Below are 19425 nucleotides of genomic sequence, written 5' to 3' on the forward strand. Positions count from 1 at the left end.
TAAATGGGACATTGAGTAGTACCCTTAGGAGTCACCATTGATTACAAGTTCGTTTAAGACAACCAAATCAGACGAAATCTTCGCGGCTGCCCAAAAATTGATGCCGGGTGGAGTCAGTTCTCCCGTTAGAGCCTTTAAATCCGTGGGTGGGCAACCAATCGTGTTCGATCGCGTACAGGGCGCTTACGCTTGGGACGTAGATGGCAACCGCTATATCGATTACATCGGAACTTGGGGACCTGCCATTTGCGGACATGCCCATCCTGAGGTGATCAAAGCCATTTGTGACGCGGCTCAGAAAGGCACTAGCTTCGGCGCACCCTGTCGCTTAGAAAACGTGCTAGCCGAAATGGTGATTGATGCCGTTCCCAGCATTGAGATGGTGCGCTTTGTCAATTCAGGCACCGAAGCTTGCATGTCGGTTCTACGATTGATGCGCGCTTTCACAGGACGGGACAAACTGATCAAATTTGAAGGCTGCTACCACGGACATGCAGATATGTTTTTGGTCAAAGCAGGATCTGGCGTTGCCACTCTCGGCTTGCCCGATTCTCCGGGTGTCCCTAAATCCACTACAAACAACACATTAACGGCACCCTTTAACAACCTGGAAGCTGTTAAAGCCCTATTTGACGAAAATCCTGGCGAAATTGCTGGGGTTATTCTAGAACCTGTCGTGGGCAATGCGGGGTTTATAGTGCCCGATGGTGGCTTTTTGGCAGGCCTGCGTGAACTGACCCGCGAGAACGGGGCGCTGCTGGTATTTGATGAAGTAATGACGGGCTTTCGCATTGCTTATGGCGGTGCCCAAGAAAAATTTGGCATCACGCCAGATTTGACTACTCTGGGTAAAATCATCGGTGGCGGCTTGCCCGTGGGAGCCTATGGTGGACGGCGCGACATCATGGACATGGTGGCACCAGCGGGTCCGATGTATCAAGCAGGAACCCTTTCAGGGAATCCATTAGCAATGACAGCGGGCATCAAAACGTTGGAGCTGCTGCGCCAAGCGGGGACGTATGAGCAACTTGATCGCCTCACGAAGCGCCTTGCCGAAGGGATGCTACAAGTAGCGAAAGAAACTGGACACGCCGCCTGCGGTGGACAAATTAGCGGCATGTTTGGCTTCTTCTTTAATGCAGGTCCCATTCATAACTATGAAGATGCCAAAAAATCTGACCTGAATAAATTCAGTCGTTTTCATCGTGGCATGTTAAAGCAAGGCATTTACCTGGCTCCATCTCAGTTTGAAGCAGGTTTCACCTCTCTAGCTCATACCGACGCTGATGTCGATGAAACACTGGCAGCCGCCCGAGAAGTGATGGCAAGTCTGTAAGGGTGAGGACTAAAGATGGGGAGTTAGGTTGTGTCTTGACTACTCCTAACTTCTAACTTCCTATCTTTAGCATCCCTAGCCAAAATGTCCGCAGCTTTAAGCCTTTTTGTATCCATCGGCATAGGCTTCACCGCAATATTATTTGCTTTTTCAACTGGGCCAAAGCCAAGAGTCACAACGCGGCAAGCAGGGTTAGTCAGCGTATTTCATCTAAATAGTGGTTGCCGTTATCTACGAAGATGTTGCGTGTTAGTAAAGCCAGTCTGAAGGACTTACAAAACTCAAATTTCCTATATTTTTATCTCCCACTTAACTATGACCCTTTCTAAAACTGAAATAAAACAACTATTTGAACGTTTGATTTTTGAAGAAACTGATTCTCGCGATTGGGTAGAAGATGTCTGGGGTTTAAGTCCACTATTGGGCGACAGTGCCGCTAAACTACTAGAAGCATTTGAAGCTGTGATTGAATGTTGTCCCGAAGAACATTTGGAACATCTTGTTCTCACCCGTTTGCCGCTGGATGAACCTATCTAGCTACCCTTTCTTACTGTGCCATGAGTTTTTATATTTCTCCTCGCTTCATTGATAAGCTGTCGATTCACATCACAAAGAACTACCTAAAGCTACCCAACGTGAAAGTGCCTTTGATTTTAGGCGTTCACGGCCGCAAGGGTGAAGGAAAGTCTTTTCAGTGCGATTTGGTGTTTGAGCGTATGGGCATCGATGTTGTTCATATGTCTGCCGGAGAGTTGGAAAGTCCAGATGCCGGTGATCCTGCGCGATTAGTCCGTTTGCGCTATCGAGAAGCCGCAGAGATGGTAAAAGTGCGGGGCAAGATGGCAGTGCTGATGATTAACGATATTGATGCCGGAGCCGGACGGGTCGATCAATATACTCAATACACTGTGAACACTCAATTGGTAAACGGCACGTTGATGAATATTGCCGATAATCCGACCAATGTTCAACTTCCGGGCAGCTATGACTCTGAACAGATTCAACGAATTCCCATCATTGTGACGGGCAATGATTTTGCTACGCTCTATGCTCCTTTGGTACGAGATGGGCGGATGGAAAAGTTTTTTTGGGAGCCAAATCGGGACGATCGCGTTGGTATTGTCAGCGGTATCTTTCGGACGGATCAGCTTGCTAAGCAAGATATTGAGGCGTTGGTGGATACGTTTCCGACCCAATCGATCGATTTTTTTGGTGCGGTGCGATCGCGGCTTTATGATGAGCAAATTCGTCAGCTCATCCATGATGTTGGGTTAGACCGCATCTCTCAGCGCATTGTCAATAGTGCAGAACGCCCACCAGAATTTCACCCACCCGACTTTAGCCTGCCGCATCTAATTGAAATGGGTAATGAGTTGGTGCAAGAGCAAAAACGGGTTCAGGAAATGCGCCTAGCTGAGGAATACAATAAATCCCTTTACTTCAACCGTAAGTTAGGTAATACGACTGATCAGAGTTCGGCTAAAGGTGAAACTATTCACGATCGTGACTTTTTCCGCGCTTACAATCCTGACTTAGATAATGGTAGTAAGCAGCCAGTGACTCAGCCCGCCGCTTCTACGAGCTACGCTGGACAATCCTCCAGCAGCCATCTCACTCCAGAGATGATGTCTGAAATCAACCGTATTTTGGGACAAGGCTATCGATTGGCGATCGAAACCGTGGATGAACGCCGCTTTCGCACAGGCTCTTGGAGCTGTTATGGCAGCTATGAGGGAGATGGTGCGATCGCGATCGCGGCTCTAGAAACCTGCCTTGCCGAATCATCTAACCAGTATGTACGGCTAGTCGGAATTTCATCTAGCGATCGTCGCCGCCTGATAGAAACCATCATTTATCGTCCCAACCCAAAAGCTGCTAGCGTTTAGAATAAAATGTCTCAAAACAATACGCCATCACTATAGCTGTAAAACCCTCTACTCAAGAACCTTTTGCTCAAGTGAAACCGTCTCACTAAAGCAACAATCTATGCCAGATAAGTTAGAAACTATCTAAACTTCAGCCTTTTTCATTCCTGAGAGTTGACATTGAAGCCATTACCAGAGAACTTAGATCAGCGAATCTAACTGTATCTCTATACCTCGTTCAATATCTAATGACCGTTTTTACTAAGCCAAAATTGCCCTTATTCCAGGCACAGAGATATTGGGATTTACTCCGTGTATTGGTCAGGCGTAACCTCAAAGTACGCTATCGTGGCTCATTTCTAGGTGCCTACTGGTCATTGCTCAATCCCCTGATCATGACTGGGCTATACACTGCAATTTTTGGCAAGGCATTTGCGGCTTATTACGATAACTCTCTACCAAAATATATTCTCGCAGCGTTTACTGGCTTGATTGTCGTTAACTTTTTTTCTGCTTCCACTACTCAAGCGCTGACCAGCGTTGTCGCCAATGGCTCACTGCTTAATAAAGTGCAACTGCCAGCGAGTATTTTCCCGGTTTCGGTTTTAACAGCCAATGTCGTTCAGTTTGCCATCAGCTCGTTACCCTTATTGATGCTGGTTACTCTCATCACTTCTGGCAATCCGCTGTTAATGCTGTTGCTTCTGATTCCAGTTTTTTCGTTGATTCTAGTCTGCACAGGCATTGGGTTTCTCACAAGTGCCCTATATGTTTTTTTCCGAGATTTACCCTATTTTTATGAGTTATTGGTATTCGTTTTATGGTTAAGCAGTCCTATTTTTTACCCTGAGGGTATTGTTCCAGAACAGCTCAAGCCGTTTTTAGCGCTCAATCCGCTTTTCCCAATCATTGCGAGTATCCGCAACATTGCTGTGTTGGGGCAACTGCCTGATTTCCATCTATTAATGGGGTCACTTTTAAGCGGAATAATTATGCTGGGATTAGGATTGGGTTGTTTTCGATTGTGGCGATCGCAGTTCATGGATTTACTCTAGATGGAAGCCATTCGCTTAGACAACGTTTCCCTCATTAGACGAACTCAGGAAGAATTTTCTTATGACCTGAAGAAAACACTGTTGTCTTTTTTAGAAGGCAAATATCGAAAACCATCTAGAAGATGCGTGTTGGACAACATTTCCTTAGTGATAGAAGCAGGCGAAAAAGTTGGGATTATCGGCTCTAACGGCTCTGGTAAGTCTACTCTGCTCAAGGTGATTTGCAATATCTTAGAGCCGACCAGTGGAAAGGTACGGGTAAGGGGAACTGTTGCTCCCCTAATTGAGCTAGGTGCTGGGTTTGATAGCGATATGTCCGTCGTAGAAAATATCGTTTTGTATGGAGTGATGTTAGGTTTTTCTGAGCAGGAGATGCGGCGCAGAATCCCTGAAATATTGGAATTTTCAGAGTTGGAAGACTATACTTCAGTTCCAGTCAAAGCATTATCATCTGGCATGATTGCTCGATTAGGTTTCGCGATCGCAACAGATATACAACCAGATATTTTGATTTTAGATGAAGTCCTTTCAGTCGGCGATGAAAGTTTTAGGAATAAATCTAAACAGCGAATTGAAAAATTTTGGCAAGATCACGCCACAATCCTATTAGTTTCTCATGACCTGGAATTCATTCAGAAATCATGTCAGCGGGTGATTTGGTTAGAACATGGAAAGGTTCAGCAAATTGGAGATTCAACAGCCGTTATTCAAGCCTATCTAGATAGCGTCAAGCTGGAAGTCAAGGAAGTACAAGTACCCCAAGAGCTAGAAGAACCAGAAGAACTAGAAGAACTAGAAGAACCAGACGTTATTGTGCCATATCCCATAGGAGAGGCTTTTCTACCATCTTCAGGAGAACTTGGCAGTGTAATGATCTCTCGTGTATTTATCGCTGATCAGCAGAAAAAACTGGTTGAATGTGTTGATTTCTGGCGACCCTTTTACGTTGGTATTGAATATATTGTCAAATATCCGGTTCCTCAACTACAGCTAGGATTCTATTTAGATAACAGTCAAGATGTCAGGTTAATGGAGCCAGTAACTCATAATTGGTTACCTCGCACAGGAACAATTTGTGAAGTAGGATTTCACCGCATTTATGCAAAAATCCCAGCTCCCCTACTACTGCCAGGACGTTACTTCATTGCTGGTATCGGAGCTTATGAAGAAGGATTTGGGCATCATTATCGCTTTTTCGAGAAAGTCTTGGAATTTAGTGTTCAAATAGATCCAGACAGTTCAACGGAATGGTTTGGTGCAGAGATCATTCATCCACCAGTTGAATGGAACTTTGAACAACAATAATATTTAACATTTAGTTTCAATGATTTTGATGCTGAATATTACTAAACTCTAACTTTCTTCCAATGACCAGTGACTTAACATCTCGACATCAAGACCTATTGAACTCTCAGCCACATTGGATAAAACAGTTTATAGAAGAAAATGATTTTACTAATCAAATTTGTTCTTGGGACATAGAAAAGTTGCTAGAGATAGCATCTGCAATTGCGCTTTCTGCTCCACTGGAAAACGCTCCTGGCTGGCGATTTGGTATCGATTGGGATACGCAGGACAAGATTACCCAACTGCGAAAAGCTATTTGGAACCAACTCAAAGAAAAAAACATAGAAGCTAGCATTCTATTTCCCTGGCACTATGATTTAACCTTGTTGCTTTATTTTGGTAACGATACCAGTAGTCAGCTTTTTGTAGGAGGGCGTTACGATCCCAACGAATTCTATTTTTTAAGCCGTATTCTTGCTCCCGGCATGACCTTTTTAGATATTGGTGCGAACGAAGGGTTGTATACACTGTTTGGAGCTAAAATTGTCGGTTCTGAAGGGCAAGTTCTATCGTTTGAACCTAGTCTAAGAGAGTTCCAACGCCTTCAGAAGAATTTATCTCTTAATTGCGACATTACAAGTGTCAAACTCTTCCAGATTGCTCTCTCCAATAAGGCAGGAATTCAAAGCTTAAAGATAGCAAATAGTGAGCATTCGGGCCAAAATACCCTTGGTGATTTTGTTCATGAAGGGGTTACCTGTTCCAATACAGAGATGGTTTCTGTTCAGCAACTTGATAATTTGATTGAAGAAATGTCTGTTCAACGAATTGATATTATCAAAATTGATGTTGAGGGTGCAGAGTTTCTTGTATTTGAAGGTTCTAGAAATGTTATAGAACGTTTTCATCCGCTTATTTGTTTTGAATTACTTGATAGTGCGCTTCAGAATCAAGGAAGTTCTTCAGTCTCACTTCTAAGGTATTTGCGTGATTTAGGTTATGAAATTTTTTCATGGGGCAAATTTACAGGATTGCCCATTAAAACTATTCAAGAAAGTCTTCCTGATGGCAACTTGATCGCAGCTCATCCTAGCAAGTCTTGGAATATGCTCGGAGAAACAGATCAAGCCCATCTCAACCACGCGGAACTTGAGAAAGCACAGGCAGTTTTAGAGCAGACACAAGATCAATTAAAATTCACTCAGCAGGGAGTTGTGCAACTTCAAAGTCAAATGTCTCAAATGTCTCAGCTTCGAGATGAGTTGCAAAATGAGTTGCAATTTACTAAGGATAGGTTTGAGGAAACTAAAGTTGAGTTGCAACAAAACAAAGAAGTTAAGGAACAGATTCAGGCTCTATTAGAAAGCCAGAGGGATCAGATTGTGGCAATGGAAAGTAGCAAGTTTTGGCAATTAAGAAATCAGTGGCTTGCATTGAGGAAGCGATTGAGATTACCAGGATAATAGCGAAACGAACAGGATATGGCTAATAGCATGACCGCGATCGCCTTGGGTAGCAATTTGGGCAACTCTTTAGAAACCCTGGAAGCTGCTATTGCGACGCTAGAAAAAACACCAGGAATCTTGGTGAAAGCGCGATCGCCTTGGTATCAAACCAGAGCCATTGGTCCACCTCAACCCGATTACTTAAACGGCTGTGCAATATTACAAACGAGTCACTCGCCTCTTGCCCTATTAAGCACTTTGCTTGAAATTGAGCAGCAATTTGGCAGAATTCGGCGAGAGCGTAACGATCCTAGAACTTTAGATCTAGATTTATTGCTGTTTGATGATATTGTCCTGAATGAACCAGAGCTGCAAATTCCGCATCCACGAATGATAGAGCGGGCATTTGTCTTGGTGCCGCTAGTGGAAATTGCCCCAGATTGGATTGAACCAATTTCAGGAAAAGCGATCGCAGAATTAGTTCAAGCGGTAGACTGTTCAGAAGTTAAAAAGCTTGCCTAGCATTTCATTTCCCACGATCCTTCTCGTCTTAATATTTTTATGCCTTTTGGTCACGAGCCTCCCCAACTGATAAAACAGCGAATGCTTTATAAAGGGCGAAAATTCGCGTTTGAAGTAAACCGCTTTAAATTGCCCAACAAAGCAGAAAGCGACTTGGAGTGTATCCGTCATCCTGGAGGAGCCTTAGCCGTTCCCATTACACCGGAAGGAAAGTTTGTTTTGGTGCGGCAATATCGCTTTACCGCGAAAGGGCGATTGCTGGAGTTTCCAGCCGGAACAGTTGAACCTAACGAAAGCCCCAAAGAAACGATTCAGCGCGAAATTGAGGAAGAAACGGGCTACCGTGCTCATCAATGGCAGCCCCTCGGTGAATTTTTTATTGCTCCGGGCTATTCTGATGAGGTGCTTTACGCCTTTTTAGCTCAAGACTTGGAGCTGCTGGATACCCCTCCTGAAAAGGACGTTGATGAAGATTTGGTCACTGTTCTGATGAGCGCAGATGAAGTTGAAAAAGCAATTTATAGCGGAGACATTGTTGACGCTAAATCCATTTCTAGCTTTTTCTTAGCGCGTCCTTTTCTTAGTTAATGTGAGTCTTAAGTAAATCAGACACACTTTACAAGTAAGCTTCCTGCAAACTGTGTCTTTATGACTGTTTCGACTCACGCTGCACCAACGCTTAATGGAAGAATGGCTGACTTAATTCTCTTTTGGCATCGACGCGACTTGCGCCATGCGGACAACGTGGGCTTATCGGCTGCTCGTCAACGTAGTCAACATATTGTGGGTGTATTCTGTCTGGATCCGAGCATTTTGCAGAGAGATGATGTGGCACCAGCACGGGTGACCTATATGATTGGCTGTTTAGAGGCTTTGCAGGAGGAATATACTAAAGCGAGCAGTCAATTGCTGATTTTGAAGGCAAACCCAGCGCCGGGAGTTGTTGATTTAGCGATCGCCCTAAACACAAAAGCTGTTTTTTGGAATAAGGATGTAGAGCCGTATTCCAGAGATCGCGATCGCACTGTTGCTTCAACTTTACGTGAACAGGGCATTGAAGTCGTCACATTTTGGGATCAAATTCTGCATGAGCCGAAAGAACTGATCACTGGGGCAGGCAACCCCTACACCGTGTATGGTCCATTCTGGCGGAACTGGAGTAGTAAGCAAAAAAGCGCTCCTTTAATACCCTTGGAAAACGCCATAGGATTATCGGAAACAGAGCAAGAAACTGCGAACCAAGCTGGAGTAATCGCCCTTCCAAGTGCCAAAGATTTGGGATTTGTGTGGACAAATCCATTGGTTATTGAACCAGGTGAAGCGGCGGCAAAGTCAAAACTGGGGGATTTTTGCGATCGCGCCATTGCAGACTACAGCGAACAGCGGGATTTTCCAGCAAATTCTGGCACTTCCCAACTCAGTGCTGCGCTCAAATTTGGGGCGATCGGCATTCGTACAGTTTGGGCAGCCACGCTTGAGGTGGAGAAGTATGCCCGCAGCGACGAAGTCCGTAATAGTATTCGGGTATGGCAACAGGAGCTAGCATGGCGCGAGTTTTATCAACATGCCCTCTATGCCTTTCCCGAATTGGCGGAGGGACCCTATCGCACCCCATTTAAAGAATTTCCTTGGGAAAATAACGAGGATCATTTTCAGGCTTGGTGTGAGGGCAGAACTGGCTATCCCATTGTGGATGCTGCGATGCGTCAGATAAATGAAGTGGGTTGGATGCACAATCGCTGCCGCATGATTGTGGCTAGTTTTTTAACGAAAGACCTGATCATTAACTGGCAACGGGGCGAAAAGTATTTTATGCAGCGGCTGATCGATGGCGATCTCTCTGCCAATAACGGTGGTTGGCAGTGGAGCGCCTCCAGCGGCATGGACCCAAAACCATTGCGGATTTTCAACCCGGCGAGTCAGGCTAAAAAGTTTGACCCTGAAGCGGAATATATTCGTCATTGGCTGCCAGAATTGCGGAGTGTGGATACCGCAGACTTAATCAGCGGTAACCTGAGTTCTAGTGATCGCGATCGCGCCAATTATCCTGCCCCAATTGTCGATCACAACCAACAGCAGCGGCGATTTAAAGAACTTTACCAGCGACAGAAGATAGGTGTGCAGGTTTGAGTGCAGAGTGCCAATGAATTGAACGACTGCTATGGTGTCGATACTCGGTAAGTCTGCCAAACTGCAATCTAAGGAATGTGTTGAATGAAAACCCCGGCACCTAGTGAATATCGGACGGTATTGCCAAAGGTGAACTGGCAAAAATATGAAGAGTTGCTAGCAGAAATGGCGGGCGATCGCACTGCCCGCTTTACCTTTGATCGTGGTCGGCTGGAAATGATGAACCCTTTAGAAGAACACGATCGCTGTTGCAAGTTGATCGAGTCTTTGCTGTTAGTTATCACCGACGAACTCGATCAGCCGATTACAAGCTACAAAGCCCCAACGCTAAAGCGCGAAGATTTGCAAATTGGCACCGAGCCAGACACAGGCTATTACCTGCAAAACTGCGATCGCATGGATGGAAAACGCGCGATCGATTTAGCAGTTGATCCACCCCCCGACTTGATTTTGGAAGTGGAGCTTTCCCGCAGTTCGTTCAATAAGTTTGCGATCTATGCTCAGCTAGGCATTCCAGAGGTGTGGCGCTACATCAGCAAACCGGGCGATACATTTTTGAAGGGGAAGTTGTTTATTCACTATTTAGCAGGCGATCGCTACGTGGAAGAAGATCATGGGCTTGCCTTTCCATTCTTACCAGCAGGCAGAATTTTGCAGTTCATCGACCAAAGCGATGTGGAAGGATTGCCAAAAGCATTGCGAGACTTGCGCCTATGGGTTGAGACAACCATTTGATGGCGATCTCTGCCCTTACAGCGCCACTCCCCAAACGCTAAAAATCGCTTTCACACCAGCCGTGAACGTGGGCAAGTATCTTTCGGCAAACTCTGCCAGGGTATTGCTACGTTGAATAATCGTCGGTAACGCATCCAGGGCATCGCCTGCCTTTTCCAATAGATCTGGGTTCTTTGGATCAGCCCCTAGTTTGCCAATGGTTTCCAAATGCTTTAAAGCCTTTTGCTGATCCGCTTCACTCAATCCAGAATCCGACTTTTCAATTGCAGTTTTCACTTGCTTCAGCAATTCCGCCAGTTTCAATGCTTGCGGATCTTGAGAGTCTGACAGTTGATCGAGGGCGATCTCTAACGTGCCGCTAATATCTCTACCTGCCGCCCCGGTGATGTTCTTCCCGGCAACCCCAGAATTATCGCCCCCAGAAATACCACTGGCATCACCGCCAATACTACCAATTTCGACTTTATTCCCTTTGTCAGCCATAGGATCTCCTGAAAAGTGTGAATTGGGTGCATGAAGCGTTGGACGACTGAACTGCTCAGTTTGATTAAACAAAAATCTCCACATCGAAGGCACCTGCTCACTATAAACGGCAAGTTTGCCTTCAAGGTGAGACTTTTCTTGTTCAAGGATATTAATCTTCTCTTGCTTGGCGGCTAATTGTTTTTCTAGAGGAGCATAAATGTTCGTGAACTGGCGATGCATCGGTGTTTTATCAGCATCAGGGTTAGCAACATTAATGCGAAGAAGCTGTGCGCCATTCTCAAAGTTCTGAAGCGAATCAAATGTGAGTCCAGCGGAGCCATGCTTTTCTAGCAGGTCACGAAGAGCAACGTCGAATGCTTCAGGTTGAATGCCGTTGCGAAACAAAAAGTCGAGGGTTTTGGTGAACTGATGCGCTAACCTTTCAAAATCGCCGGGTTGAAAGCTACCGCTGGCAGGTTTGCGTTCTCGCTGTGCGGTTTCCAGGTAGATGTAATCACAGCGGACGTTGGTAAATTGGGTATCGGAATTGATGCCCCAATTCTGAATGCAAGCTCCGGTTAAATTTGCTTCCGAAAAATTGGTACGCAGGACTTGAGCATTGGATAGGTCGGCATTGACCAGATTGGCATGATGCAAATTTGCCCCGTTGAGGTTAGCTGATGCCAGCACGACATCCGTTAAATTTACACCGCGTAAATCCAAATTTGTCAGCGAACCATTGCGATAGTCTTGCCCACGCCCGTCTCGGTCAGTACATAGCGAAATCACGCTAGCATCTTCAAAATTACGAGGAAAACTACAGCGGAAAAACTTTACGCCCGTCCAGTTGACCCAATCTAGGGTCGTTTTACCAGAAAAATCGGTTTTGAAAACGATGGCATGGCTGAAATTGGCATAGTCCAGATCTGCTTGGCTAAAGGTCGTGCCAGTGGCGTTCCGAATCGTTTTCACCACTTCTAAGAAGCTATAAATTGCAAATCCAAACAGAAAAAGGGAGACTAAGCTATATACAACTCCTTCCAGAAGTGCTCCACGACTAAACGCCGTGATCGCTCTGTTAGCGCCAGCGACAGAGCCAGCGACAGAGCCAGCGCCAATGAAAGCGAAAGCGACAGCGCCAGCGACAGCGCCAGCGCCAGCGACAGCGACAGCGACAGCGACAGCGAAAGCGCCAGCGACAGCGACAGCGAAAGCGACAGCGACAGCGACAGCGAAAGCGCCAGCGACAGCGACAGCGCCAGCGAAAGCGACAGCGAAAGCGCCAGCGAAAGCGAAAGCGAAAGCGAAAGCGCCAGCGAAAGCGAAAGCGACGTGCGTGATAATTTGCTTACGGCTTTGTCCGGTTCTACAACCTTGAAAGTTAGCTCTCGTGAGGATTGCGCCCGTAAAATTGCATCCACGCAGGTCGGAGTCGCTGAAATCGGCATCGGTTAAGTCTTGATTTTTAAAGGATCGGTTTCGCAGGTCTTGGTGGCTGTAGTCCCGGTGGGGCATGGGGTGAATCAGTGGATGGCGTTGCGTCCATTATTGCCTGGTCAAAGGGTTTCGTCATCCTGGGTGGATTCGGTTAGGAAGTTAAACTAGTTAATAGATCTGTTGCGGTAGCTTTATGACGATTAAAGAGCAGCTTATTCAAGAACTGGAGCAACTGCCGGAGGCGCAGCTAGAGGCGGTGTTGGCGCTGGTGCGTTCCCTTAAAGCTAAACCCGATCAAGATTCTGACCATAACAGTAGAGTCTGGCAGGCGTATCTTGCTTCTGAGCAGCAATATGAGGAGGTTTATCGTCGTCTTGCCAACTCCTGATTTTTTGACTAAAGAGAATGTTGTGAAACTACACAATCGACAAATTGAGCGATTTGGTGGAACCTCTGGAGTCAGGGATGAGGGCTTACTAGAATCTGCCTTGGCGCAGCCGCAAGTCACGTTTGACGAGCATATTTCTACACTCCACTATTTACGAGCAAGCAGCAGCTTATCTGTATCACTTGGCAAAGAATCATCCGTTTATCGACGGTAATAAACGAACAGCATTTGCCACGATGGATACTTTTTTACGGGTTAACGGCTACAGATTAACGCTAACGAATGAAGACTCCTACGCGCTGGTTTTGCAAGCTGTCACCGATCTAATAGATAAGTCGGCGATCGCGGCTCTACTTGAGCAATCCATAACCATCCAGTAGAAAGAAATCACTCTGAGCGATCGCTGAGTCGAATATTCAGGGTTACTGGAAAGACATTGGTAGAATAGAGCGGTCTTAAGACGCAATGCCTATCTATTTTCTGTTGGAGTGCCCATGTCTGTTTCCTCTGCCCCTTTTACTGCTGACGAAATTGCTGCTGAGGGCATTAAGCCAGAGGAATATGCCGACATTGTGCAACGGCTGGGGCGACATCCCAACAAGGCAGAACTGGGCATGTTTGGCGTGATGTGGTCGGAACATTGCTGCTACAAAAACTCGCGCCCGTTGCTGAAGCAGTTTCCCACCCAAGGCGATCGCGTTTTGGTGGGTCCTGGTGAAAATGCAGGCGTAGTGGATCTGGGCAACGGCTTGCATCTCGCCTTCAAAATTGAGTCACATAATCATCCCTCTGCTGTGGAGCCGTTTCAAGGCGCAGCAACTGGAGTGGGCGGCATTTTGCGAGATATTTTCACTATGGGCGCTCGACCGATCGCCATCCTTAACTCACTTCGATTTGGTTCCTTGGATGATGCCCGGACGCGGCGGCTATTTAGCGGGGTCGTCGCCGGAATTTCTCACTATGGCAATTGCGTTGGGGTGCCTACGGTGGGCGGTGAAGTCTATTTTGATCCAGCGTATTCTGGCAATCCTCTGGTCAATGCGATGGCACTCGGCTTAATGGAAACAGACGAAATTGTTAAATCGGGGGCGAAAGGGATTGGCAATCCAGTGCTGTATGTCGGGTCTACCACGGGACGCGATGGCATGGGTGGAGCCAGCTTTGCCAGTGCCGAATTGAGTGATGCCTCCATGGACGATCGCCCTGCGGTGCAAGTCGGCGACCCTTTTCTAGAAAAATCCTTGATCGAAGCCTGTCTAGAAGCCTTCAAAACAGGAGCCGTGGTCGCAGCACAGGATATGGGCGCAGCGGGCATCACCTGTTCCACGTCAGAAATGGCAGCGAAAGGCGGCGTGGGCATTGAACTAGATCTCGATAAAATCCCCGTGCGCGAGACAGGCATGGTGCCTTACGAATATCTCCTTTCCGAATCGCAAGAACGAATGCTGTTTGTAGCAGAAAAAGGACGAGAGCAAGAACTGATTGATATTTTTGAGCGTTGGGGGCTTCATGCCGTTGTGGCGGGCAGCGTGATTGCTGAACCCATCGTGCGGATTTTGTTTCAAGGAGCGATCGCCGCTGAAATTCCGGCAACTGCCCTGGCAGATAACACGCCAATCTACCATCGAGAACTGCTAAGTGAACCACCCGACTATGCTCAAAAAGCGTGGGCGTGGACTCCAGAGAGCTTACCAAACTGCACCTCCACAGGCATTGAAGCCCAAGGGAAATTCCTCACTTGGAACGACGTTCTACTCCAACTGCTGGCAACTCCCTCGATCGCTTCAAAACAGTGGGTCTATCGCCAATACGACCACCAAGTTCAAAACAACACCGTGATCATGCCCGGTGGAGCCGATGCCGCCGTCATCCGCATTCGCCCCGTTGAATCAGATTCCTTACCTAGCACTGGGCACCCCGCAGTTGGAGTCGCGGCCACCGTCGATTGCAACGCCCGCTACGTCTATTTGCATCCCTATGAAGGAGCTAAAGCTGCGGTTGCTGAAGCCGCACGAAACCTAAGCTGCGTGGGTGCAGAACCTTTAGCCGTGACGGATAATCTCAATTTTGGCAGTCCTGAAAACGCGATCGGTTACTGGCAGCTATCAGAAGCCTGTCGGGGGCTGTCGGAAGCTTGTACTGCTTTCAGCACACCGGTTACGGGGGGCAACGTCTCGCTCTATAACGAAACCTTAGATGCTGACGGCAAGCCCCAATCCATCTATCCAACCCCGGTTGTTGGCATGGTGGGACTGATTCCCGACCTCACTAAAATTTGTGGGCAAGGATGGCAAGCAGAAGATGACTTAATTTATCTACTGGGTACACCTTTGGATGCCGAACCATCTGCCGTTGTCACGCTAGGCGGCTCAGACTATCTAGCAGCAATTCAGGGTGTGGTTGCGGGACAGCCTCCCGTGGTTGATTTTGAATTGGAGCGCAGAGTCCAAGCTGTTTGCCGGGAAGGGATTCGTCAGGGTTGGATTCGGTCTGCCCATGATTCCGCAGAAGGTGGCGTTGCGATCGCGATCGCTGAGTGCTGCATCAGCGGCAATCTAGGAGCGACTCTAACTTTTCCCACCTCTGCTAATCGTTTGGATCACCTGTTATTTGCCGAGGGCGGCGCACGGATTATTGTGTCTGTGGCGCAATCGCATCAATCCCAATTGGAAACCTATCTGCAAACGCACTTAAATACTGCATGGCAAGCGTTGGGAGTGGTGAGTAGTGATAGCGCTGGTTTAAGCATCACCTGTACCAATCATCCTGTGATTACAGTGGGGATAAACACCCTCAGCGATCGCTGGAAGGGCGCGATCGAGGCCTACTTAGCGGACTGAAATACTCCTAATTTCCTTAAAGCTGATTTAGAGTCAACCCTGCGCCTGTTAGGATGGAATCAAGAGTTAATCAAAATTTAAATAACTTTTAAGCTATTTTTTGCCATTGCCATCTATTTCGTCGTTTTTTCTTTTGCTAGCCATCCCTGGAGCAACACTAACGCATGTTACCCAATTCCCTTTCTCAACCGGGTGCTTCTGCTGAATCTGATGACTTACAGTCTCAGACCGTCTCTTTAGATCATCCTGATAAACCCGAAGAAGCCTGTGGTGTATTTGGAGTTTATGCACCAGGCGAAGATGTTGCCAAGCTCACTTATTTCGGGTTGTATGCCCTGCAACATCGTGGGCAAGAGTCAGCCGGAATTGCAACTTTTCCTAAAGATCATCCTCCCTGTCTACACAAGGATATGGGTTTAGTTTCTCAGGTATTTAATGAGACGATTTTAAATACATTGGTGGGAGAATTGGCAGTTGGACATACTCGTTATTCCACCACGGGAACTAGTCGTGTAGTCAATGCCCAACCAGCACTGGTTCCTACTCGTTTGGGGTCTTTGGCTTTGGCACACAATGGCAATTTAGTAAATACGTCAATTCTGCGGGAAGAGCTGCTGCGAAATCATCACAATCTAATCACCAGCACCGACTCGGAGTTGATTGCTTTTGCGATCGCAGAAGCCGTAGATAGCGGCAAAAATTGGTTAGAAGCTTCCATTACTGCTTTTAACCGTTGTCAGGGTGCCTTCAGCCTAGTGGTTGGTACTCCCGCTGGCATAATTGGTGCCCGTGATCCTAATGGTATCCGCCCTTTGGTGATTGGCGCACTGCCTAAAGCCAGCCCTAGCGATCCAACCCGGTATGCACTAGCCTCTGAAACCTGCGGTTTAGATATTATTGGAGCCGAGTATTTGCGGGATGTAGAACCGGGTGAGATCGTTTGGATCACCGATGAGGGCATAGCATCGTTCCATTGGGTGACTAATCCCCAACCCAAACTTTGCATTTTCGAGATGATTTATTTTGCGCGGCCTGATAGTGTGATGCAGAATGAAAGCCTTTATACCTATCGAATGCGAATTGGGCGCAGGTTAGCTGTAGAGTCTCCTGTTGAAGCTGATTTAGTAATTGCGGTTCCTGATTCAGGCATTCCTGCGGCGATCGGTTTTTCCCAGGCTTCAGGCATTCCTTATGCCGAAGGATTAATCAAAAATCGGTATGTGGGGCGCACATTCATTCAGCCGACCCAAAGTATGCGTGAAGCAGGTATTCGCATGAAGTTGAATCCGCTGCGGGATGTTCTTCAAGGAAAGCGCATTGTGATTGTGGATGATTCGATTGTTCGTGGGACCACTAGCCGCAAGATTGTGAAGGCTTTACGAGATGCAGGTGCTACTGAGGTTCACATGCGCATTTCTTCCCCTCCTGTGACTCATCCTTGTTTTTATGGAATTGATACTGACAGCCAAGATCATTTAATTGCTGCAACCAAATCTGTAGAGGAGATTGCCGCACAAATTGAGGTAGACTCCCTCAGCTATCTCAGTTGGGCAGGGATGCTAGAAGAAACGCGCGACGATCCATCCAATTTTTGTTCAGCTTGCTTTACGGGACAATACCCTGTTCCCGTCCCTGAACCCCTCAAAAGCGCTAAGCTTCTTCTAGAAAAAAAACCTGCTTCTCTGGAAGCGATCGCTTCTGTGTAGGAAAAGGCTTGTGAGGGCTTCTCTTGAAGGCGCAAAACTTCACTCGATGTTGGCCACTCGAAAGCCCATTTCACATTCAAACTGTTTAGGATTCTGCTGATTAATTTGATTTAGCGCTCGCCCACATCGCAGTTTCCCGCTTGACCATCGTGGTTGCCCACTCTGATCTGCCATTAAACAAGATTGGCATACCTGCTTGGGAGAAATTAGCTGATTATCCATCAGGATGACAAGCACATTGACCTCCAACGAAGTCGTGGTTCTCTAATTTCATTTTAGGTTAAGACTTTGAGTATGATGTGTCATAGATTACAGAGCTTAATACGTCTACGTCGCTATTTTGGTCAGGATTTAAATGGAACTCAAGATTGAAGAGTTTCTTGCAGCCTTGCTGGTGGCTTAGCTGGATTGGTTAAGTAAGGGAAATGGAGTGTATGATGAATCTCTCTGTAAGCTCTTCAAGCAACGTATTCCTGTGTTGTTCCGAGCCAAACTATGCCTGAGATTCCTTTAAACGGATGTCTGTTGTTTTGAAATTTTTGCTTAGGGGTTTGTGTGACTAACAATAATTTAGATTTTCTTGCCAAAACAGATCCAGCGATCGCCGCTATCATTGACCGCGAATTGAACCGCCAGCGCGATCATCTAGAAATGATTGCTAGCGAAAACTTTACCTCAGCAGCCGTGATGGCTGCTCAAGGATCTGTTTTAACCAATAAATATGCTGAAGGATTGCCTGGCAAGCGCTACTACGGTGGCTGTGAGTTTATTGATGAGGCAGAACAATTAGCGATCAATCGCGCTAAACAATTGTTTGGTGCCGCTCATGCTAACGTGCAGCCTCACTCTGGTGCTCAGGCGAACTTTGCTGTTTTTCTAAGCTTGCTGCAACCGGGTGACACCATCATGGGGATGGATTTAGCCCACGGTGGACATTTGACCCACGGTTCACCTGTGAATGTATCTGGCAAATGGTTTAAGGTGCAGCACTATGGGGTTAGCGCTGAAACTGAGCAGTTGGACTATGATCAAATCCGTGATCTTGCCCTGCAACATCGTCCTAAGCTGTTGATTTGCGGCTATTCAGCATACTCACGGATCATTCACTTTGATAAGTTTCGAGCGATCGCTGACGAAGTAGGAGCTTATCTTCTGGCGGATATTGCTCATATCGCCGGATTGGTTGCCAGTGGCCATCATCCTAGCCCGATTCCTCACTGTGATGTTGTCACCACCACCACCCATAAAACTTTACGCGGTCCACGCGGAGGCTTAATCCTCACTCGCGATGCAGAATTAGGTAAAAAGCTAGACAAAGCGGTATTCCCTGGCTCCCAAGGCGGTCCTCTAGAACATGTAATTGCTGCAAAAGCCATTGCCTTTGGGGAAGCCCTCAAACCAGAATTCAAGGTTTATTCTGGCCAGGTGATTGAAAATGCGCGTGCTTTGGCGGGTCAGCTTCAGGCTCGTGGACTGAAAATGGTTTCGGGTGGCACAGATAACCACCTGATGTTGGTCGATCTACGATCCATCGGCATAACGGGCAAACTAGCCGATCAGTTGGTTAGTGGTGTAAATATTACTGCCAACAAAAATACAGTTCCTTTCGATCCAGAATCGCCTTTCGTTACGAGCGGTTTGCGGTTAGGTTCGCCTGCAATGACCACACGCGGGATGGGCACCTCTGAATTTGTTGAAATCGGGAACATCATCAGCGATCGCCTGCTGAACCCAGATGATGAAGCAATAGCAGAAGCTTGCCGCGATCGCGTTGCAACTCTCTGCGATCGCTTCCCTTTATATCCTCACCTTAAAGTGCCTGTTCCTGCCTTCGTTTGAGCGATCACATAGGCTGTGAAGCAATTTCTAAACACCTATAGCGGTTCTCTGTCGGATGAGGTGCAGTTGGGACAAAGCGGGGAAGGGATTTGAGGCTCTAGTTTGCACCTCACGGGAGCCGGAAACGCTATATTCTCTTGTTTCGACACAGAGATGCACTGTGATTTGCCCTCTGTGTCGAATTTGATGTTGAACATAGCTCTTTATAATCACTTGAAAGTCAAACTTAAATGAATTAGTAAAGTGCTGAGAACAGAAGTCTAAAGTTTGCTCTTGCTTTGCACCATGCTGCGTTCAAAAGTCTTTAGTGTGTGGTTGTCATAGATTGAAAATGTTCCAATAGGTAGGGGACAATGGCTTAAAACGTTTTTTTAG

Annotated in this window: 18 protein-coding genes and 1 pseudogene; 16 read left to right on the forward strand and 3 right to left on the reverse strand. The window is 46.8% G+C overall.

Annotated features, from left to right (window positions below):
* Nucleotides 1–37: 37 nt before the first annotated feature.
* From hemL to JOY44_RS16510, 10 genes are all read left to right on the forward strand, one after another.
* Nucleotides 38–1336 carry a glutamate-1-semialdehyde 2,1-aminomutase gene (gene hemL, locus JOY44_RS16465; protein ID WP_171574718.1) on the forward strand — a complete coding sequence of 433 codons (1299 nt, stop codon included), beginning with the start codon at nucleotides 38–40 and terminating at the stop codon, nucleotides 1334–1336.
* Nucleotides 1337–1651: 315 nt separating this feature from the next.
* Nucleotides 1652–1873: a hypothetical protein gene (locus JOY44_RS16470; protein WP_171574719.1), complete on the forward strand. Its 222-nt coding sequence runs from the start codon at nucleotides 1652–1654 to the stop codon at nucleotides 1871–1873.
* Between the two features lie 20 nt (nucleotides 1874–1893).
* On the forward strand, nucleotides 1894–3222 hold the full coding sequence (locus JOY44_RS16475; protein WP_171574720.1) for an AAA family ATPase: 1329 nt from the start codon (nucleotides 1894–1896) through the stop codon (nucleotides 3220–3222).
* 227 nt (nucleotides 3223–3449) lie between these two features.
* Nucleotides 3450–4256: an ABC transporter permease gene (locus tag JOY44_RS16480; protein WP_171574721.1), complete on the forward strand. Its 807-nt coding sequence runs from the start codon at nucleotides 3450–3452 to the stop codon at nucleotides 4254–4256.
* Nucleotides 4257–5561, forward strand: a complete 1305-nt coding sequence (locus JOY44_RS16485) for an ABC transporter ATP-binding protein (protein ID WP_171574722.1) — start codon at nucleotides 4257–4259, stop codon at nucleotides 5559–5561.
* 62 nt (nucleotides 5562–5623) lie between these two features.
* Nucleotides 5624–7006, forward strand: a complete 1383-nt coding sequence (locus JOY44_RS16490) for an FkbM family methyltransferase (protein WP_171574723.1) — start codon at nucleotides 5624–5626, stop codon at nucleotides 7004–7006.
* Between the two features lie 18 nt (nucleotides 7007–7024).
* Nucleotides 7025–7510: a 2-amino-4-hydroxy-6-hydroxymethyldihydropteridine diphosphokinase gene (gene folK / locus JOY44_RS16495; RefSeq protein WP_171574724.1), complete on the forward strand. Its 486-nt coding sequence runs from the start codon at nucleotides 7025–7027 to the stop codon at nucleotides 7508–7510.
* Between the two features lie 39 nt (nucleotides 7511–7549).
* Nucleotides 7550–8098: an NUDIX hydrolase gene (locus JOY44_RS16500; RefSeq protein ID WP_171574725.1), complete on the forward strand. Its 549-nt coding sequence runs from the start codon at nucleotides 7550–7552 to the stop codon at nucleotides 8096–8098.
* A gap of 60 nt (nucleotides 8099–8158) precedes the next feature.
* The gene (locus JOY44_RS16505) at nucleotides 8159–9640 is read left to right on the forward strand and encodes an FAD-binding domain-containing protein (protein ID WP_197985501.1); all 1482 of its coding nucleotides are present in this window, start codon (nucleotides 8159–8161) and stop codon (nucleotides 9638–9640) included.
* A gap of 84 nt (nucleotides 9641–9724) precedes the next feature.
* Complete coding sequence (locus JOY44_RS16510; protein WP_171574726.1) at nucleotides 9725–10375, forward strand: Uma2 family endonuclease; 651 nt, start codon at nucleotides 9725–9727, stop codon at nucleotides 10373–10375.
* Nucleotides 10376–10390: 15 nt separating this feature from the next.
* On the opposite strand, the gene JOY44_RS16515 is transcribed toward JOY44_RS16510, so the two are convergent.
* The 3 genes and pseudogenes from JOY44_RS16515 to JOY44_RS32865 all read right to left on the reverse strand — a co-directional run.
* Nucleotides 10391–11812: a pentapeptide repeat-containing protein gene (locus JOY44_RS16515; protein WP_242541794.1), complete on the reverse strand. Its 1422-nt coding sequence runs from the start codon at nucleotides 11810–11812 to the stop codon at nucleotides 10391–10393.
* 47 nt (nucleotides 11813–11859) lie between these two features.
* Complete coding sequence (locus JOY44_RS31465) at nucleotides 11860–12288, reverse strand: hypothetical protein (protein WP_242541795.1); 429 nt, start codon at nucleotides 12286–12288, stop codon at nucleotides 11860–11862.
* Nucleotides 12251–12355: pseudogene (locus JOY44_RS32865) on the reverse strand (pentapeptide repeat-containing protein); the annotation flags it as partial. The pseudogene JOY44_RS32865 and the gene JOY44_RS31465, both read right to left, overlap by 38 nt.
* Nucleotides 12356–12470: 115 nt before the next feature.
* On the opposite strand from JOY44_RS32865, the gene JOY44_RS16520 reads away from it, so the two are divergent.
* The 6 genes from JOY44_RS16520 (at nucleotide 12471) to glyA (ending at nucleotide 19050) form a co-directional block, all read left to right on the forward strand.
* On the forward strand, nucleotides 12471–12665 hold the full coding sequence (locus tag JOY44_RS16520) for a DUF2281 domain-containing protein (RefSeq protein ID WP_171574728.1): 195 nt from the start codon (nucleotides 12471–12473) through the stop codon (nucleotides 12663–12665).
* Between the two features lie 22 nt (nucleotides 12666–12687).
* Complete coding sequence (locus JOY44_RS31470; RefSeq protein ID WP_242541853.1) at nucleotides 12688–12879, forward strand: hypothetical protein; 192 nt, start codon at nucleotides 12688–12690, stop codon at nucleotides 12877–12879.
* Complete coding sequence (locus JOY44_RS31475; RefSeq protein WP_242541836.1) at nucleotides 12848–13045, forward strand: type II toxin-antitoxin system death-on-curing family toxin; 198 nt, start codon at nucleotides 12848–12850, stop codon at nucleotides 13043–13045. The genes JOY44_RS31470 and JOY44_RS31475 overlap by 32 nt, the downstream gene beginning before the upstream one ends.
* 114 nt (nucleotides 13046–13159) lie before the next feature.
* The gene (purL, locus tag JOY44_RS16530) at nucleotides 13160–15505 is read left to right on the forward strand and encodes a phosphoribosylformylglycinamidine synthase subunit PurL (RefSeq protein WP_171574729.1); all 2346 of its coding nucleotides are present in this window, start codon (nucleotides 13160–13162) and stop codon (nucleotides 15503–15505) included.
* 164 nt (nucleotides 15506–15669) lie between these two features.
* Entirely contained in the window at nucleotides 15670–17211 is a 1542-nt protein-coding gene (purF, locus tag JOY44_RS16535) for an amidophosphoribosyltransferase (RefSeq protein ID WP_171574730.1), read from the forward strand.
* 555 nt (nucleotides 17212–17766) lie between these two features.
* The gene (gene glyA / locus JOY44_RS16540) at nucleotides 17767–19050 is read left to right on the forward strand and encodes a serine hydroxymethyltransferase (protein WP_171574731.1); all 1284 of its coding nucleotides are present in this window, start codon (nucleotides 17767–17769) and stop codon (nucleotides 19048–19050) included.
* Nucleotides 19051–19425: the final 375 nt, after the last annotated feature.

Origin of the sequence: Leptolyngbya sp. Cla-17 (assembly GCF_016807185.1) — a bacterium.
GTDB lineage: Bacteria > Cyanobacteriota > Cyanobacteriia > Leptolyngbyales > Leptolyngbyaceae > ULC077BIN1.

Bases quoted from the DNA above. Each gene is read 5' to 3' on its own strand.
- JOY44_RS16480 (WP_171574721.1), top strand. From the start codon at position 3,450: ATGACCGTTTTTACTAAGCCAAAATTGCCCTTATTCCAGGCACAGAGA.
- purL (WP_171574729.1), top strand. From the start codon at position 13,160: ATGTCTGTTTCCTCTGCCCCTTTTACTGCTGACGAAATTGCTGCTGAG.
- JOY44_RS16485 (WP_171574722.1), top strand. From the start codon at position 4,257: ATGGAAGCCATTCGCTTAGACAACGTTTCCCTCATTAGACGAACTCAG.
- JOY44_RS16520 (WP_171574728.1), top strand. From the start codon at position 12,471: ATGACGATTAAAGAGCAGCTTATTCAAGAACTGGAGCAACTGCCGGAG.
- JOY44_RS16500 (WP_171574725.1), top strand. From the start codon at position 7,550: ATGCCTTTTGGTCACGAGCCTCCCCAACTGATAAAACAGCGAATGCTT.
- JOY44_RS16505 (WP_197985501.1), top strand. From the start codon at position 8,159: ATGACTGTTTCGACTCACGCTGCACCAACGCTTAATGGAAGAATGGCT.
- folK (WP_171574724.1), top strand. From the start codon at position 7,025: ATGGCTAATAGCATGACCGCGATCGCCTTGGGTAGCAATTTGGGCAAC.
- JOY44_RS16475 (WP_171574720.1), top strand. From the start codon at position 1,894: ATGAGTTTTTATATTTCTCCTCGCTTCATTGATAAGCTGTCGATTCAC.
- JOY44_RS16490 (WP_171574723.1), top strand. From the start codon at position 5,624: ATGACCAGTGACTTAACATCTCGACATCAAGACCTATTGAACTCTCAG.
- JOY44_RS31465 (WP_242541795.1), bottom strand. From the start codon at position 12,288: ATGCCGATTTCAGCGACTCCGACCTGCGTGGATGCAATTTTACGGGCG.
- purF (WP_171574730.1), top strand. From the start codon at position 15,670: ATGTTACCCAATTCCCTTTCTCAACCGGGTGCTTCTGCTGAATCTGAT.
- JOY44_RS16470 (WP_171574719.1), top strand. From the start codon at position 1,652: ATGACCCTTTCTAAAACTGAAATAAAACAACTATTTGAACGTTTGATT.
- JOY44_RS16510 (WP_171574726.1), top strand. From the start codon at position 9,725: ATGAAAACCCCGGCACCTAGTGAATATCGGACGGTATTGCCAAAGGTG.